General features: G+C 68.4%; 17 protein-coding genes. 12 read left to right on the forward strand and 5 right to left on the reverse strand.

From position 1 onward, the window contains the following. Positions 1 to 10: 10 nt before the first annotated feature. From AC1DVU_RS14735 to AC1DVU_RS14755, 5 genes are all read left to right on the forward strand, one after another. The gene (locus tag AC1DVU_RS14735; protein ID WP_476923198.1) at positions 11 to 1660 is read left to right on the forward strand and encodes an acyl-CoA dehydrogenase family protein; all 1650 of its coding nucleotides are present in this window, start codon (positions 11 to 13) and stop codon (positions 1658 to 1660) included. Then, entirely contained in the window at positions 1661 to 2284 is a 624-nt protein-coding gene (locus AC1DVU_RS14740; RefSeq protein WP_476923199.1) for a hypothetical protein, read from the forward strand. It abuts the gene before it with no gap. Positions 2285 to 2597: 313 nt separating this feature from the next. Next, complete coding sequence (locus AC1DVU_RS14745) at positions 2598 to 4283, forward strand: nitrite/sulfite reductase (protein ID WP_476923200.1); 1686 nt, start codon at positions 2598 to 2600, stop codon at positions 4281 to 4283. Continuing rightward, positions 4280 to 4480 carry a hypothetical protein gene (locus AC1DVU_RS14750; protein ID WP_476923201.1) on the forward strand — a complete coding sequence of 67 codons (201 nt, stop codon included), beginning with the start codon at positions 4280 to 4282 and terminating at the stop codon, positions 4478 to 4480. The genes AC1DVU_RS14745 and AC1DVU_RS14750 overlap by 4 nt, the downstream gene beginning before the upstream one ends. Further along, positions 4477 to 5235: a sirohydrochlorin chelatase gene (locus AC1DVU_RS14755; protein ID WP_476923202.1), complete on the forward strand. Its 759-nt coding sequence runs from the start codon at positions 4477 to 4479 to the stop codon at positions 5233 to 5235. Before AC1DVU_RS14750 ends, AC1DVU_RS14755 begins: the two co-directional genes overlap by 4 nt. A gap of 56 nt (positions 5236 to 5291) precedes the next feature. Here AC1DVU_RS14755 and AC1DVU_RS14760 read toward each other — a convergent pair whose 3' ends face one another. Further along, complete coding sequence (locus AC1DVU_RS14760; protein ID WP_476923203.1) at positions 5292 to 6131, reverse strand: PPK2 family polyphosphate kinase; 840 nt, start codon at positions 6129 to 6131, stop codon at positions 5292 to 5294. Between the two features lie 84 nt (positions 6132 to 6215). Between AC1DVU_RS14760 and AC1DVU_RS14765 the strand changes: the two genes are divergently transcribed. From AC1DVU_RS14765 to AC1DVU_RS14775, 3 genes are all read left to right on the forward strand, one after another. Then, positions 6216 to 6707 (forward strand): hypothetical protein, encoded by a 492-nt coding sequence (locus AC1DVU_RS14765; RefSeq protein ID WP_476923204.1) that lies wholly within the window; start codon positions 6216 to 6218, stop codon positions 6705 to 6707. A 27-nt stretch (positions 6708 to 6734) separates the two neighbouring features. Next, positions 6735 to 7142 (forward strand): peptide-methionine (R)-S-oxide reductase MsrB, encoded by a 408-nt coding sequence (gene msrB, locus AC1DVU_RS14770; RefSeq protein ID WP_476923205.1) that lies wholly within the window; start codon positions 6735 to 6737, stop codon positions 7140 to 7142. Positions 7143 to 7247: 105 nt separating this feature from the next. Beyond that, positions 7248 to 7607, forward strand: a complete 360-nt coding sequence (locus AC1DVU_RS14775; RefSeq protein ID WP_476923206.1) for a VOC family protein — start codon at positions 7248 to 7250, stop codon at positions 7605 to 7607. A gap of 8 nt (positions 7608 to 7615) precedes the next feature. Here the strand turns inward: AC1DVU_RS14775 and hemQ are convergent, their stop codons facing one another. The 3 genes from hemQ to hemE are packed head-to-tail and all read right to left on the reverse strand — an operon-like array spanning position 7616 to position 10684. Beyond that, entirely contained in the window at positions 7616 to 8326 is a 711-nt protein-coding gene (hemQ, locus tag AC1DVU_RS14780) for a hydrogen peroxide-dependent heme synthase (protein WP_476923207.1), read from the reverse strand. Beyond that, positions 8323 to 9651 carry a protoporphyrinogen oxidase gene (gene hemG, locus AC1DVU_RS14785; RefSeq protein ID WP_476923208.1) on the reverse strand — a complete coding sequence of 443 codons (1329 nt, stop codon included), beginning with the start codon at positions 9649 to 9651 and terminating at the stop codon, positions 8323 to 8325. The genes hemQ and hemG overlap by 4 nt, the downstream gene beginning before the upstream one ends. Position 9652: 1 nt before the next feature. Continuing rightward, positions 9653 to 10684 (reverse strand): uroporphyrinogen decarboxylase, encoded by a 1032-nt coding sequence (gene hemE / locus AC1DVU_RS14790; protein WP_476923209.1) that lies wholly within the window; start codon positions 10682 to 10684, stop codon positions 9653 to 9655. A gap of 96 nt (positions 10685 to 10780) precedes the next feature. On the opposite strand from hemE, the gene AC1DVU_RS14795 reads away from it, so the two are divergent. From AC1DVU_RS14795 to AC1DVU_RS14810, 4 genes are read left to right on the forward strand one after another with little or no spacing between them, the layout of a single operon-like run. Beyond that, positions 10781 to 11374, forward strand: coding sequence for a DUF3000 domain-containing protein (locus AC1DVU_RS14795; RefSeq protein WP_476923210.1), 594 nt, complete (start codon positions 10781 to 10783; stop codon positions 11372 to 11374). Then, positions 11371 to 12648 (forward strand): HRDC domain-containing protein, encoded by a 1278-nt coding sequence (locus AC1DVU_RS14800; RefSeq protein ID WP_476923211.1) that lies wholly within the window; start codon positions 11371 to 11373, stop codon positions 12646 to 12648. Before AC1DVU_RS14795 ends, AC1DVU_RS14800 begins: the two co-directional genes overlap by 4 nt. 58 nt (positions 12649 to 12706) lie before the next feature. Continuing rightward, positions 12707 to 13573, forward strand: coding sequence for an iron uptake transporter permease EfeU (gene efeU / locus AC1DVU_RS14805; RefSeq protein WP_476923212.1), 867 nt, complete (start codon positions 12707 to 12709; stop codon positions 13571 to 13573). A 55-nt stretch (positions 13574 to 13628) separates the two neighbouring features. After that, the gene (locus tag AC1DVU_RS14810; RefSeq protein WP_476923213.1) at positions 13629 to 14219 is read left to right on the forward strand and encodes a hypothetical protein; all 591 of its coding nucleotides are present in this window, start codon (positions 13629 to 13631) and stop codon (positions 14217 to 14219) included. A gap of 187 nt (positions 14220 to 14406) precedes the next feature. On the opposite strand, the gene AC1DVU_RS14815 is transcribed toward AC1DVU_RS14810, so the two are convergent. Beyond that, positions 14407 to 15384 carry an aldo/keto reductase gene (locus tag AC1DVU_RS14815; RefSeq protein WP_476923214.1) on the reverse strand — a complete coding sequence of 326 codons (978 nt, stop codon included), beginning with the start codon at positions 15382 to 15384 and terminating at the stop codon, positions 14407 to 14409. Positions 15385 to 15418 lie beyond the last annotated feature (34 nt).

Here is a 15418-nt window from a genome sequence, read left to right on the forward strand (position 1 = left end):
CCGTAGCGACATGGATCCCCTGCAGCGCGCACCTTCGAATCAGGCGACCCCGCTGGTCGGATACAACATCGCGACTGCTGACAACGCACTGATGGATGCCGTGGCAGCGTTCGGCGGCGAACACAGCACGGAGATCCTCGATGAGCTGACCCCGCTCGGCAGCCTGGCCGGGTCCGCCGAGGCTCGGGAGCACTGGCACCTGGCCAACGAGAACGAGCCCGTCCTGCATACGGCCGACCGCTACGGCAACCGTGTCGACGAAGTCGAGTTCCACCCGTCGTGGCACTGGCTGATGACACAGGGGGTCGGCTTCGGCCTGACCGCCGAGCCGTGGGTCTCGCAGAGCCCCGTCGCGCACCTCAAGCGAGCTGCCGGATTCTTCGCGTGGGGCCAGACCGAGCAGGGCCACATGTGCCCCATCACCATGACGTACGCCGTCGTGCCCGCCCTGCGCGCGGACGATGCTCTCGCGAAGCAGTGGACGACCGGGCTCGCCTCCCGGACGTACGACTTCGGGCTCCGGCCACCAGAGGAGAAGGCCGGCCTGCTTGCCGGAATGGGCATGACCGAGAAGCAGGGCGGATCGGACCTGCGCACCAACACGACGGTCGCCGTGCCGACTGCGACCCACGGCGAATACCTCATCACCGGCCACAAGTGGTTCACCTCGGCGCCGATGAACGACGTCTTCCTCGTCCTCGCCCAGGCGCCCGAAGGCATGACGTGTTTCGTGGTGCCGCGCGTACGCCCCGATGGCAGCCGCAACGCGCTGTCGATCGTGCGGCTCAAGGACAAGCTCGGCAACCGGTCCAACGCGTCGAGCGAGCTCGAGTTCAACGACGCGCATGCCGTACGACTCGGTGACGAAGGCCGAGGCATCCGCACGATCATCGAGATGGTCTCCGCGACACGGATGGACTGCATCCTCGGCTCCGCAGGCATCATGCGCAAGGCGCTCGCCGAGGCCGCCTGGCACTCGTCGCACCGCGCCGCGTTCGGCGCCACGCTGGCCGACCAGCCCGCGATGACCAACGTGCTCGCCGACCTCGCGGTCGAGTCCGAGGCGGCGACGCTGGTTGCCCTGCGGCTGGCCAGCGCGGTCGACCATCTCAATGACCCGCACGAGCAGGCACTGCGCCGCATCGGGCTGGCGCTGGAGAAGTTCTGGGTCTGCAAGCGCACCCCGTTCATGGTGGCCGAGGCACTCGAGTGCCTCGGTGGCAACGGGTATGTCGAGGAGTCCGGCATGCCGCTGTTGTTCCGCGAGTCGCCGCTCAACTCGATCTGGGAAGGCAGCGGCAACGTCAACGCCCTCGACGTCCTGCGCGCGCTGGGCCGCGAGCCCGAGAGCCTCGACGCCTGGATCACCGAGGTCGGCTCCGTACGCGGCGAGGATGCCCGGCTCGACGCGGTCGTCGACGAGGTCCTCACCGAGCTTGCCGACCTGAGCGACGTCGAGGTGCGCGCCCGGCGCATCGCCGGCCGCATGGCCGTCGCGTTGCAGGGCACGGTCCTCCTCAAGCATGGCGACCCCGGCGTCGCCGACGCGTTCTGCGCTTCACGCCTCGCGGGTGACTGGGGCGGTACGTTCGGCACGCTCCCTCGCGGCCTCGACCTTGCGGGCATCGTCGCCCGCGCCACCCCTCACCTGGAGAACTGAATGCGCCTTCTGTCCGTGGGGGCGCTGCTGTCTGCGCTGCTCACTCTTGTCTCCGCCCTGGCTCTCCGTGCGGCCGACGCGACCATCGCCGTCGCCGCAGTGGCCGCGGTTGCAGTCCTGTTCACCTGGTACGCCCAGCTGCACTCCAACGATGAGGCCTCTGCCCTCGGGCTCGCCAACCCGGCATCCGTCCTCACGCTCGCGGTCGTCGGGCGACGCCCATGGGCGACGATCCTGCCGGCGCTCGCGGCCCACACGGTCGGCGCCGTCATCGGCGGACTCGCTGCACTGGGGCTGGACGACCGGCTCGGCGACACACTGGTGTTCACCCAGCCCGGCCTCGTCGTCGCAGCGGTCGGGGCGGCACTCGTCGGCGTGCTCGGAGCATGGGCGACGCTCAGCGTCGACGGAGGCGGGCCCGAAGCACTGGCGAGCGTACCCGCGATCGTCGGCGGAGCTGTCCTGCCTTTGGGGCTGCTCACCGTCTTCCACCCAGCGGCGGTGATCGGCCTTGCGACAGCAGGACTGGTGCCTTGGGATGTCGCTCTGGTCGCGGCCGGGACGTTGCTCGTCGCGTCGGTGGTGGGCGCCTACGCCGTGTCGGTCCTCGTGCCACACGAGTGACCCAGCCCACAGTGGCCCCCAATTTCCCGCGTGGCGGGTGCGTGCGGTCTCGGAATATGGATGGCCGTCCCACATACCGAGACGCGTGCTTGTCGTAAGCAACGGCGCGCCCGCAGACTGTTTCCCATGCTTGCTGCGCAGACCCTCTGGCTCGTGGGACGACTTCACGTCGACCTCGGTCGCGCCCGCAACATGATGTGTCGCTGATCAACGCGCGACCTCTGCACTGATTTCGATCAATCCAGGCGTGCGGCGACAACCATCGTGACGCAAGCGTCCTGATCGCCGTGTGCCCTGCCTCCAAGGGAAGTTCATGGCCTCAGCACCCGGCACCGACACACCAGCCCGCCGACCGCGCCCCAAGCGCGGCGAGGGCCAGTGGGCGTTGGGCTACCGCGAGCCGCTGAACGCCAACGAGCAGTCCAAGAAGGACGACAACCCGCTCAACGTCCGCGCCCGCATCCAGAACATCTACTCCGTGCGCGGATTCGAGTCGATCGATCCCGGCGACATGCGCGGACGCTTCCGCTGGTGGGGCCTCTACACGCAACGCAAGCCCGGCATCGACGGCGGCAAGACCGCGACGCTCGAGCCTGAAGAGCTCGACGACAAGTACTTCATGCTGCGCGTACGCATCGACGGCGGCCAGCTCAACCTCGAGCAGCTGCGCACCGTCGCCGACCTGTCGGTCGACTATGCCCGCGACACCGCGGACCTCACGGACCGCCAGAACGTGCAGTACCACTGGATCGACATTCGCGACGTCCCCACGATCTGGGACCGGCTCGAGGCTGTCGGCCTGTCGACGCAGGAAGCATGCGGCGACTGCCCGCGCGTCATCCTCGGCAGCCCGGTCGCCGGAGTCTCCGAGGACGAGATCATCGACGGCACGTCCGCGATCGAGCGGATCGAGAACGAGTTCATCGGCGACAAGGAGTTCTCGAACCTCCCGCGCAAGTTCAAGACCGCGATCAGCGGCCACCCCGGCCACGACGTCGTCCCGCAGATCAACGACATCGCGTTCGCCGGCGCGGTGCACCCCGAGCACGGTCCAGGCTTCGACCTGTGGGTCGGCGGAGGGCTGTCGACCAACCCCATGCTGGCCCAGCGCCTCGGCGTGTGGGTCCCGCTCGACGAGGTGCCCGAGGTCTGGAAGGGCGTCACCAGCATCTTCCGCGACTACGGCTACCGCCGTCTGCGCACGCGTGCCCGCCTGAAGTTCCTGATCGCCGACTGGGGTGTCGAGAAGTTCCGCGAGGTGCTCGAGACGGAGTACCTCGGACGTACGCTGATCGATCTCGATGAGCCCGAGGCGCCGGAGACCCCAGCTGATCACGTGGGCATCTTCCGTCAGACGGACGGCAAGTTCTACGTCGGCGCCGCGGCCACCGTCGGCCGCATCTCCGGCACCCTGCTGCACCAGGTCGCCGACATCGTCGAGGCGCACGGCAGCGATCGCGTACGCACGACACCGATGCAGAAGCTGCTCGTGCTCGACGTCGACGAGGACAAGGTCGAGTCGCTTGTGGCCGCGCTCGCCGAGATCGGGCTCGACGCGCGACCGTCGCAGTGGCGCCGCAACACGATGGCATGCACCGGCATCGAGTACTGCAAGCTGGCGATCGTCAACACCAAGGACCGCGCCAAGGACCTGATCAACGAGCTCGAGCAGCGCGTGCCCGAGCTCGACTCGCCGATCACAGTCAACGTCAACGGCTGCCCCAACTCGTGCGCCCGGATCCAGACCGCGGACATCGGCCTCAAGGGCATGCTCGTGATGGACGAGGACGGCAACCAGGTCGAGGGCTTCCAGGTGCACCTCGGTGGTGCGCTCGGGCTCGAGGCCGGTTTCGGCCGCAAGCTGCGCGCGCACAAGGTCATCGGCGATCACCTGCCTGACTACATCGAGAAGCTTTCGCGGACGTACCTCGAGCAGCGTGAGGACTCCGAGTCCTTCGCCCGCTGGGTTGCTCGTGCCGACGAGGAGGTCCTGCGATGACCGCTCGCGCAGTCCCGTTCCACTGCCCCTACTGCGCCGACGAGGACCTGCGTCCGCACGGCGACACGCACGGCGAGTGGGAGTGCCGGTCCTGTCTCCGGGCGTTCCGCCTCGGCTTCATCGGCCAGCTCTCCCCCGCCAACCTGACCACCCACGAAAACCCGACAGCACCACCTCGAAAGGAGGATGCATCATGACCGCACCAGCACTCATTGCTCTTGCGCACGGCAGCCGCGACCCGCGTTCTGCTGAGACCATCACAGCCCTTACGGAGTTGGTCGCATGCATGCGTCCCGATCTCCGGGTGGAGCCCGCGTTCCTCGACCTCGCCGAGCCCGACTTCGACCGCGTCGTCGACCAGCTTGTCGCCGAGGGCTTCCAGGAGATCGTCGTGGTCCCGCTGCTGCTGACCGAGGCGTTCCACGCCAACGTCGACGTGCCGCAGGTCATCAAGGGCGCCCTGGCGCGTCACGACGGCATCAAGATCGAGGCGACCAAGGTCCTCGGCATCGAGAACGCCTTCTTCCACGTGCTCGACAAGCGGCTCCGCGAGGCGCTGTCGAAGAACCGCGTACGTGAGCTCGACGCCCTCGTCCTCGCCGGTGCCGGCTCGTCCGACCCGATCGCCAACGCAGCGATCTCGCGCGCAGCCCGCGCCTGGGGTGCGCACCACAAGCTGCCGACGATCGCAGCGTTCGCCTCGAGCGTTCCGCCCGCGGCCGGCGAGGCCGTTCGCACGCATCGTGCCGACGGTCGGCGTCACATCGCCGTCGGTCAGCTCTTCCTGGCGCCGGGCGTACTGCCCGACCGCGTGGCCGAGCTGGCATACGAGGCCGGCGCTGTCGCCGTCGCCGAGCCGCTCGGCGTCGACGTCGAGGTGGCTCGGGTCATCCTGGCTCGTTATGCCGTCGGTGCTGTCGACCTGGTTCCGTTCGAGGCACTGTTCGCCTGACACTCGTTCCTTGAGCTTGTCGAAAGGATCCTTTCGACAAGCTCAAGGAACGACTCTCACATCCCAGCGAGCCGGGCCTTCTCGGCTTCGACGTCGTAGTCGGCCGCCGGCCACTGAAGATCGAGCGCCCGCAGCTTCTCCAGGAGCAGGGCGGCGACGGCCCAGTTGCGGTACCACTTGCGCCCGCTCGGCACGAGGTGCCACGGTGCGTGCTCGGTCGAGCAGCGCTCGAGCGCCAGGGCGTACGCGCGCTGGTAGTCGTCCCAGAGCATCCGCTCGTCGAGGTCGCCCGGGTTGTACTTCCAGTGCTTCGTCGGGTCGTCGAGGCGCGCTAGCAGGCGCTCCTTCTGGTCGTCAGTCGTGATGTGCAGGAAGCACTTGATGAGCACGCCCCCGGAGTCGGTGAAGGCCTTCTCGAAGTCGTTGATCGCGCCATAGCGCCGCTCGATCTCGTGGGGTTCGGCGAGCTGGCGAACCCTCCCGATCAGCACGTCTTCGTAGTGGGATCGGTCGAACACGCCGATCATCCCGGGCTGGGGCAGCCGGCTCTCGACCCGCCACAGGAAGTCGTGCTCAAGCTCTTCTGGCGTCGGCTTCTTGAACGACGTGATCGCCAGTCCTTGGGGATCCACCAGCCCGGCCACGTGGCGGATGATCCCGCCCTTGCCCGACGTGTCCATGCCCTGAAGCACGACCAGCACGCGCGCCGGGCTCGTGCCCGCCCTGCCACCGGCGAACAGCTTTTCCTGCAGGTCGCTGAGCTCTTCACCCATCGCGGCAAGCTGTTTCTGCGCATCGGCCTTCTTGCCGTCGAATCCTGTCGTGGCGCGTGAGTCGTACGCCGAGAGGTCGACGGGTGAAGTCACGGTCAGCAGCGAATCCAGGGACTTGGCCATGGCCGAAGTATGCCTGAACATGGATGCAGTAGCAGGCGCGTGGGACGTCCCACCGTAAGGTGAAGGCGACGAAGGGATTTGCACATGTATGACGTTGCTCTGCTCATCGAGCGCCAGCTCAACGACCTCGATGCGGCTCAGATCATCGCGCTGCACGAGGGGCTCGACGACACCGTCCGCTACCACCTCCTGCTTCCGGTGGAGAGCTCGAACGCGATCCTGACGTCATCCATGAGCGCCCTCGGCTCGGGCCAGATCGTGCCGATCGGCGAGCCGGACGCGATCGAGGATGTGCAGGAGGAGATGGTCAAGGCCGGTCAGTCCGAGCTCGAGGCCAGCGCTGCGCTGATCCGGGCACGCGGCCAGGAGGTCACGGCCAAGCTCACCGAGGACGACCCGATCGACGCCCTCGTCCAGCTCGTCAAGGACACCGGATCGTCCGAGGCCATCATCCTCACCGAGCCGCACATCGTGCAGGAGTTCCTGCGGATCGACTGGACCTCCCGCGCCCAGCGCAAGCTCGACGTGCCGAGCGTCCACCTGCTCGAGCACGTGCCGTTCGACGCCCAGCGCTGATCGGGCCCACCGTCGTACGCTGGACGCATGACGTACGACGTGGAAAAGTCCGAGGAAGAGTGGAAGGCCGAGCTCAGCCCCGAGGAATACCAGGTGCTGCGCAAGCAGGGCACCGAGCGACCCTTCAGCTCGTCCTACGAGACTGACCCGACCGTCGGTGTCTACGCCTGCCGGGCGTGCGGCGCCGAGCTCTTCCGCAGCGAGACCAAGTTCGACGCGCACTGTGGGTGGCCGGCGTTCTATGCCCCCCTCGCCGAGGACCGCGTGCAGTACATCGAGGACCGCTCGTTGTTCGGTGGAGTACGCACCGAGGTTCGGTGCTCGCGCTGCGGATCGCACCTCGGGCACGTGTTCGAGGGCGAGGGCTTCCCGACGCCGACGGATCAGCGATTCTGCATCAACGGCGTGGCCCTTCAGCTTCAACCTGACGCCTGATTCCCCGCTTGGAGTGACGTTCGGGTCGCTTCCGACGGCGTGTTGCGCCCCAAACGTCACTCTCATCGGGGTCTACTTGTCGGCGCCCGTCGTTAGCGTGATCGCATGACTCTTACGCTCGGCATGATCACGGTGGACACGACGGACGCGATGCCGCTGGCTCGCTGGTGGGCGGACCAGCTCGGCGGGACGATCGAGCAGGAGAACGACGGCTGGTACGTCATCGTCGGGCTGCCGGGTCTGGCCCAGAAGATCTCGTTCCAGAAGGTTCCGGACCCGTCACCGGGCAAGAACCGCCTGCACCTCGACCTGACCGCACCGGATCTGGATGCCGAGACGGATCGGCTCGTCGCGGCAGGCGCTGCTGTCGTGAAACGACACGAGATGCCGAGCGGATTCCGCTGGCACGTCCTCAGCGATCCCGACGGCAACCAGTTCTGCGTGTCCGGCGCGCACCCCGCCTGAGTTACGGCCTACGGCCAGAGGTCGGTGAGCTCGCCGACCGTGTGCGCGCGGCCCGTGTAGAACGGGACTTCCTCGCGTACGTGACGGCGAGCGCGGCTGGCACGGAGCTCCCGCATCAGGTCGACGATGCGGTGCAGCTCGTCGGCTTCGAACGCGAGGATCCACTCGTAGTCACCGAGCGCGAACGACGCGACGGTGTTGGCGCGCACGTCGGGGTAGTCGCGCGCCTGCATGCCGTGCTCTCGCAGCATGTCGCGACGCTCCTCCTCGGGCAGGAGGTACCACTCGTACGACCGGACGAACGGGTATACGCAGACGTACGGGTGCGTCTCCTCCTCGGCCATGAAGGCCGGAATGTGTGAACGGTTGAACTCTGCCGGACGGTGGATCGCGAGCTGCGACCAGACCGGCGCCAGGTGCGAGCCGAGCTCGGTGCGGCGGAACGCGTTGTAGGCCGCCTGCAGGGCGTCGCTGGTCGGCGCGTGCCACCAGATCATCAGGTCAGCATCGGCCCGCAGGCCGCTGACGTCGTACGTCCCTCGGACCACCACGTCGTCGGCGCCGAGCTTGCTGAACAGCTCCTCGACCTCTTGGGCGATGGCCGCCCTGGGTGAGTCACCGAGCACGCGCTCGAGGCGGAAGACCGACCACATCGTGTAGCGGATCGTGTCGTTGATCTCCTTGGCCAGCTTGCCCTTGTTTTCCACGCGCTCGGTCATGAGTCGATTGTCCCAGCGTCGAGGATGCGGCGAGCAGCCGCCCGGCCGGAGGCGATGACCGCAGGGATGCCGACGCCGTTGTAGGCGGCGCCGCAGACCTCGAGTCCGGGCACAGCGGCAACCGACCGTTCGACGATCGCCACGCGGTCGAGGTGGCCGACGTCGTACTGCGGCAGCCCGCCACCCCACCGCTGCACGACCCAGGCGAGCGGCTCGGGCAGGCCACCGAACGCCGTACGCAGATCGGCGAGCGCGCGAGTGGCGATGTCTCGGTCGTCGTGCTGGAGCAGCGTGGCCTCGCCCGCGCGGCCGACCGAGGCGCGGATGACGGTGCGCCCGGTCGCGGCGACCCACTCCCACTTGTTGGACGACACCGTGGCGGCCTTGATGAATGTGTGGTCGACCGGCGGCACCAGGAACCCGGACCCCTCGAACGCGGGTGGCTCGTCGAACACGTAGGTCACGATCGCCATGCTCGCGTAGTCGATGGCCGCCAGTGCGAACGCGGCGTCGGGTGCCTCCTCGGCGAGCAGCCGTGCGGCGGCCGGCGCCGGCGCAGCGACGACGACCGCGTCGACATCCAGGTGCTCGACGTCTGTGGTGGGACCAACGGAAAGCCGCCATCCGTCAGCCGTACGCGTGATGGCACGAACTGTGGAGTCCAGGCGTACGTCGATTCCGGGTGTCGCCGCCACTGCCGCAGGCAGCTGGCCCACTCCCCCAACGAGACCGGCGAAGACCGGCCCGGTCTGTTCGGCGGCAGCGCGCGCGGCCGTCGCACCCGCGAGGAGATCCGGGCCCAGCGCCGCGATCTGGGGCGTGGTGGCGCGCAACGACAGCGAGTCGGTGTGACCGGCGTACACGCCGCCGAGCAACGGCTCGACGAGCCGGTCGACCACGTCACGGCCCAGGCGCTCGCCGACAAAGGATGCCACGGAGACGTCCTCGTCGGGCACCGGCACGACCTGCGGCTTGACCTCGGCGATGCCGGACTCGGCCAGCGCGGCGACATCGGCCGGTATGCCCATGACCGTCGGCGGCATCGACCGGAGCGCGCCATGCGTCCAGATCGACGCGCTGATCGTGCGCGGGTTGACCACTCGCTCGTCGAGACCGATCGCGTGCACCAGGTCGAGCGCCTCTGGACGCCGGGCCAGCATCGACTCTGCGCCCAGGTCGAGCGTCAGGTCGCCCACCGAGCCGAGCTTGAGCTTGCCGCCGACGCGGTCCGACCCCTCGAGCACGATGACATCGGCACCGCCTGCGACGAGTTCGTGCGCCGCGGCGAGGCCGGACATGCCACCGCCGACGACCGCTACCTGCATGTCAGGACTGAGTCGGCTCGTAGCCGTGGACGAAGTCGACCAGGCGCGCCAGCGCGTCGGGGTCGGTCGCCGGAAGCACGCCGTGTCCGAGGTTGAAGATGTGACCGTCGGCAGCCTGCCCGGCGTCGATGACCTCGGCGGCACGCGCGTGCACGAACTCGGTCGGTGCGAACACCGCAGTCGGGTCGAGGTTGCCCTGGACAGCCTTGCCCGGGCCGATCCGGCGTACGGCCTCGTCGAGCGGCACACGCCAGTCGACGCCGACGACGTCCGCACCGGCCTCGCCCATGGAGTGGAGCAGCTCGCCCGTGCCTACGCCGAAGTGGATGCGCGGGACGTCGAGATCGGCGACAGCCTCCAGCACGGCAGCGGAGTGCGGCTTGACGTATGTCTCGTAGTCCGCGAGCGACAGCGCACCCGCCCACGAGTCGAACAACTGGATCGCCGAAGCGCCGGCCTCGACCTGGAGCCTCAGGAACTGCCCGGCGATCGCCGCGATGCGACCCAGGAGCGAATGCCACAGCTCGGGCTCGGAGTACATCAGCTGCTTGGTCAGGCGGTGATCCCGTGACGGGCCACCCTCGACGAGGTAGGACGCGAGCGTGAACGGCGCCCCCGCGAAGCCGATGAGCGGGGTCGAGTCGAGCTCGCCGACGAGGGCCTTGACCGCGTCGGTGATCGGCGTGACGTCGCCGGGCTCCAGGTCGCGGAGCTGGGCGAGCTGCTCGGCCGACCGGATCGGCTCGGCGACGACCGGTCCGGTGCCCGGCACGATGTCGAGGTCGACACCGATCGCCTTGAGCGGCACGACGATGTCGGAGAAGAAGATCGCCGCGTCGACGCCGTAGCGGCGTACGGGCTGCATCGTGATCTCGACGACCATGTCGGTGCGGAAGCACGAGTCGAGCATCGCCGTGCCCTCGCGCAGGGCGAGGTATTCCGGCAGCGAGCGGCCGGCCTGGCGCATGAACCACACGGGTGTGTGGGCCGGCCGCTCCCCACGGCAGGCCTGGAGGAACGCACTGTCGGTCATCGTCACGGTCACACTGCATTGTCTCAGGTGGGCCATGATCCGGGACGTGCGGAGTGTCGAGGCCCAGCCTGACCCCGGCAGGCCTACGATCACAGGGTGGGAGCCCGAAGCGACATCGACCGCACCCCCGCGCAGTTCACCGCTGCAGTGGAGCACATACGCCAAGCCGTCCTTCGACCCGAGGTCGTGGTCGACGAGATGCCCGCGCCCCAACGCATCGCGCCGCACGCGTTCGCGATCAGCGGCGACGTGCTGGTCGGCGAGGACGAGCTGGCGACCGGGCGGTTCATCCTGCTGCACGACCCTGCCGGAAACGACGCCTGGGGCGGTACGTTCCGTTGTGTGACCTTTGCGCGCGCTGACATCGAGGCCGACATGGCCGCCGATCCGGTGCTGCCCAGCGTCGGCTGGAGCTGGCTGACCGAGGCCCTCGAGGCATACGGCAGCGGCTACACGGCCGCGAGTGGCAGCGTCACGGTCGTACGCTCTGAGGGCTTCGGCGAGATGGCGGCCGACGGGTCCGACGCACAGATCGAGGTCCGCGCTTCCTGGACACCGCTGACCGAGGAGTCCACGGCCGGCATGGACTCCCACGCAGCCGCGTGGTCCAACCTGTTGTGCGCGATCGCCGGCCTGCCGCCGCTGGCGCCCGGAGTCATCCCCCTACCGCGCAGGCGTGGTGTCCGTTGACCGCTCCTGACCACACCACCCCCGACGAGACCACCACCGACGCCATCACTGAAGAGACGGCGGAGCCGGTCACACCCCAGGCGCCCCGCCTTGAGCTCCGGGACCCGCTGCCACCCGTCGTCGACACCCCCGAGCTGCTGCGGGACACGTGTGAGCGCATCGCCGCCGGCACCGGACCCATCGCCCTCGACGCCGAGCGAGCGTCCGGCTACCGCTACTCGCAGCGGGCCTACCTCGTGCAGGTACGCCGCGAGGGTTCCGGCACGCACCTGATCGATCCCATCGCGTTCGACAGCCTCGTCCCGCTCGACACCGCATTCGACGGCAACGAGTGGATCCTGCATGCGGCGACGCAGGACCTGATGTGCCTGGCCGAGGTCGGCCTCTACCCCGAGTCGCTGTTCGACACCGAGCTCGCGGGCCGCCTGCTCAACCTGCCACGGGTGGGCCTGGCCGCACTGGTCGAGCACTACCTCGGGCTGAGCCTGGCCAAGGAGTTCTCCGCCGCCGACTGGTCGACCCGGCCGCTGCCCGAACCATGGCTCGTCTACGCCGCCCTCGACGTCGAGGTGCTGATCGAGCTCCGCGACCTGATCGACGCCGACCTCCAGAAGGCCGGCAAGCGTGACTGGGCGGCCGAAGAGTTCGAGGCACTGCTGTCGTTCCAGGGACCGCCCGAGCGCAAGGAGCCGTGGCGGCGTACGTCCGGCATCCACAAGGCCCGGGGACGCCGCGCGCTCGGCCTGGTCCGGGAGATCTGGGAGGCCCGCGACGCGATCGCCGAAGCCCGCGACACCACGCCGGGGCGCATCCTGCCCGATGCCTCGATCCTCGAGATCGCGGTCAATCCCCCGCAGGACGAGAACGCCCTCAAGTCGATGCGCATCATGAAGAATCGCGGTCCCCGACGGTTCCTCAGCGAGTGGTACGACGCTGTCGAGCGCGGCCTGACCCTCGACGAGTCCGAGCTGCCGACGACTGGTCAACGTACGGACGGCCCGCCGCCGCCGCGCGCGTGGGCCGACAAGAATCCCGAGGCCGCCGATCGGCTCGCGCGCAGCCGTGAAGTCATCATCGAGCTCGCGGAGAAGCACGACCTGCCGACCGAGAACCTCATCAGCCCGCAGCTCGTCCGCAACCTCGCGTGGGAGCCACCGACCCCCATCACGGTCGACACGGTGACCGAGGCGTTGACCGCCGATGGGGCGCGAGCATGGCAGATCGGGCTGATCATCGACCCGCTGACCGCAGCTCTCCGGGCTGAGAGCGTGTGACCTACTTCTTAGGTTCTGGATGCTCTAGGTAAGTGCTGCCTAAGTTACGATCAAAGATGTGTTCGCCAATCTCCTGATCGGTCTGCGTGAGGGCCTCGAAGCCAGCCTGATCGTCAGCATCCTCATCGCCTATCTCGTCAAGACCAACCGGCGGCACGAGATCCGATACGTCTGGATCGGGGTGGCGACGGCACTCGGTCTCGTGATCGCTGTCTTCACGTTCGTCACGATCGTGTTCGAGCAGCTGTCGTTCAAGGCCCAGGAAGGCGTGGGCGGCACGCTGTCGATCCTTGCCGCTGGGCTCGTGACGTGGATGATCTTCTGGATGCGCCGCACGGCACGCGGCCTCAAGAAGGAGCTCGAGGGCGACATGGCCTCCGCCGTGGCGCTCGGCAATGGCGCGATCGCCCTCGTCGCCTTCCTCACGGTCGGCCGCGAAGGGCTCGAGACCGCCGCGATCATGTGGAGCACGATCGCCAACGCCTACTCTCCTCAACCGTTCATCGGCGCGACTCTGGGCATCATGATCGCGGTCGCCCTCGGCATCGGCATCTACCGCGGGGCGATCAAGGTCAACCTCGGCAAGTTCTTCACGATCACCGGGTTCCTGCTGATCATCGTGGCCGCGGGCGTCCTGGCATACGGCGTGTACGACCTGCAGGAGGCCGGCTTCCTGCCGCGCCTGACCGGCGACGTCGGCAGCATCGCGCACCTCGGCAACCAGATCTTCAACATCGAGTCGACCATCCCGAAGGACAGCTGGTACGGCACGCTGCTCAAGGGCACGGTCAACTTCCAGCCTGACCCGTCATGGCTGCAGGGTCTCTGCTGGGCGGGCTACCTCGCGGTCATCCTGCCGCTGTACCTGCGCAAGCCGAAGATCGTGGCGACACCCACTGAGAACAAGGTCGCTCAGAGCGCCTGAACTTAGGTTCACGCAGTTACGGTTGTCGCATGACCGGAGGGACAGGGTGGACGGCATGAGCGAGTTCAAGCGACCTTCCTTGCCCGGCTCTGCGCTGTTCGAGGCACAGGCCGAGGGTGCTGATCCCGCCGAGATGGCCGCTGCCGGTCATCGCATCGCGAATCTGCTCGTCCGCGGCCCACGCTCCGGCGACGACCAGGGGCTGGTCGATCGCGTGCTCCACCTCGCCGATGAGGAAGGTCTCGGCGTCATCGCCGACCTGTGGTCGCATGCCGCGGCCGACAGCCTCGCCGGCGCGCTCTGGCGGCTCTACCTGTTGCGCACGTGGGTCTACCGTCAGCCCGAGCAGGCCGCCCGTGAGTTCGCGGCCGGCAAGGCGTACGCACCAGTGCAGGAGGCGCTCGCCGGCGTCGTCGATCCCCCAGGTCCGGACGAAGTCATCGCGCTCGTCGACACCGTCGTGAGGGGCATCGTCGGCGAGGACTTCGACGTGACCCTCGATCGTGCAGCGGCGTTCGCGCACATCGTCGGGGTCGGTCGCGCGCAGCTCGACAGTGGTGATCCGCAGAGCGCAGCCAAGCTCGTCGACACCGCGGTGCACCTGCGCCGGGCCGCCGAGCTCGAGCGCTCAGCGCGCTTGCACTGATCCACGGATTTGATCTGCGTCACGTTGGCCTGTGGGTTGCCTTGAGTTGCGCCTCTGCTCGGTTAGGCTGGTGCACGCGTCGGGCCGCGGTAGCCCCGGGTCCCAAAATTAGCCGCTTCGAGCGGCCACGCGCCGTGAGGCGCTTCCCGGCCCGACGCGACCCGCTCCCTCGGCGATCCCGCGCGATTCAGCGCCGCGGTGCGAACGTCGTGTACGACTGCGCCGGTCGGCCGATCTCCGACAGCTCGTCGAGGTCCTCCGCCGTCGGCGTCCACTGACCCGCGGCGGCGTTGGCGGCGATCTGCTCGGGCTTGGTGGCACCGGCGATGACGCTCGAGACGGCCGGCTGCGCGGCGAGGCCGCCGATTGCAAGCTCGAGGATCGAGATGTCGCGGCCCGCGGCGTACGCCTCGAGCGCCTCGATGCGGTCCCAGTCGGCATTCGCGAGGCGGTTGGACTGGACGGCCAGACGTGTGCCCGCAGGCGCCGCCTCGCCTCGGCGGTACTTGCCGGTCAGCAGGCCGTACGCGAGTGGGAAGTACGGCAGCACGCCGACGCCCAGCGCGAGGCAGGCGGGGACCAGCTCGGTCTCTGCTGTGCGGTTGTAGAGCGAGTACTCGTTCTGTGCCGTGACGAACGACTCCAGGCCCTGGGTCCGGGAGATCCAGTCGGCATCGACGAGCTGCCACGCCTGCAGGTTGGAGCTGCCGATCGCGCGGACCTTGCCCTCCTTGACGAGCTCGGTCATGGCGCCCAGCGTCTCCTCGATCGGGGTCGAGGGATCGGGCGTGTGCAGCTGGTAGAGGTCGATGTGGTCGGTGCCGAGCCGCTTGAGACTCGCCTCGGCTGCCGTGCGTACGTATGCCGCGGTGCCGCGCCGGCCGCCGTCGTCGCCGCCGTTGACGCCCTGCATGTCCATGCCGAACTTCGTCGCGATGACCACCTCGTCGCGGCGACCCTTCAAGGCCTCGCCGAGCAGCTGCTCGCTCTGGCCGGTGCCGTAGGAGTCGGCGGTGTCGAAGAAGTCGATACCGTGCTCGAACGCCGCGTCCACGACGGCCTTCGTCTGCTCCGCGTCGATGCGCGTGCCGAAGGCGTTGCAACCGACGCCGACGGTCGAGACGGCGATGTCGCTGGTTCCGAGAGTGCGGTGTGAGGACGTCATGGCTCCAGCCTAGGCAGGCGTCGGAGGCGGTCGG

This window comes from Aeromicrobium sp. P2_G6, assembly GCF_056403535.1.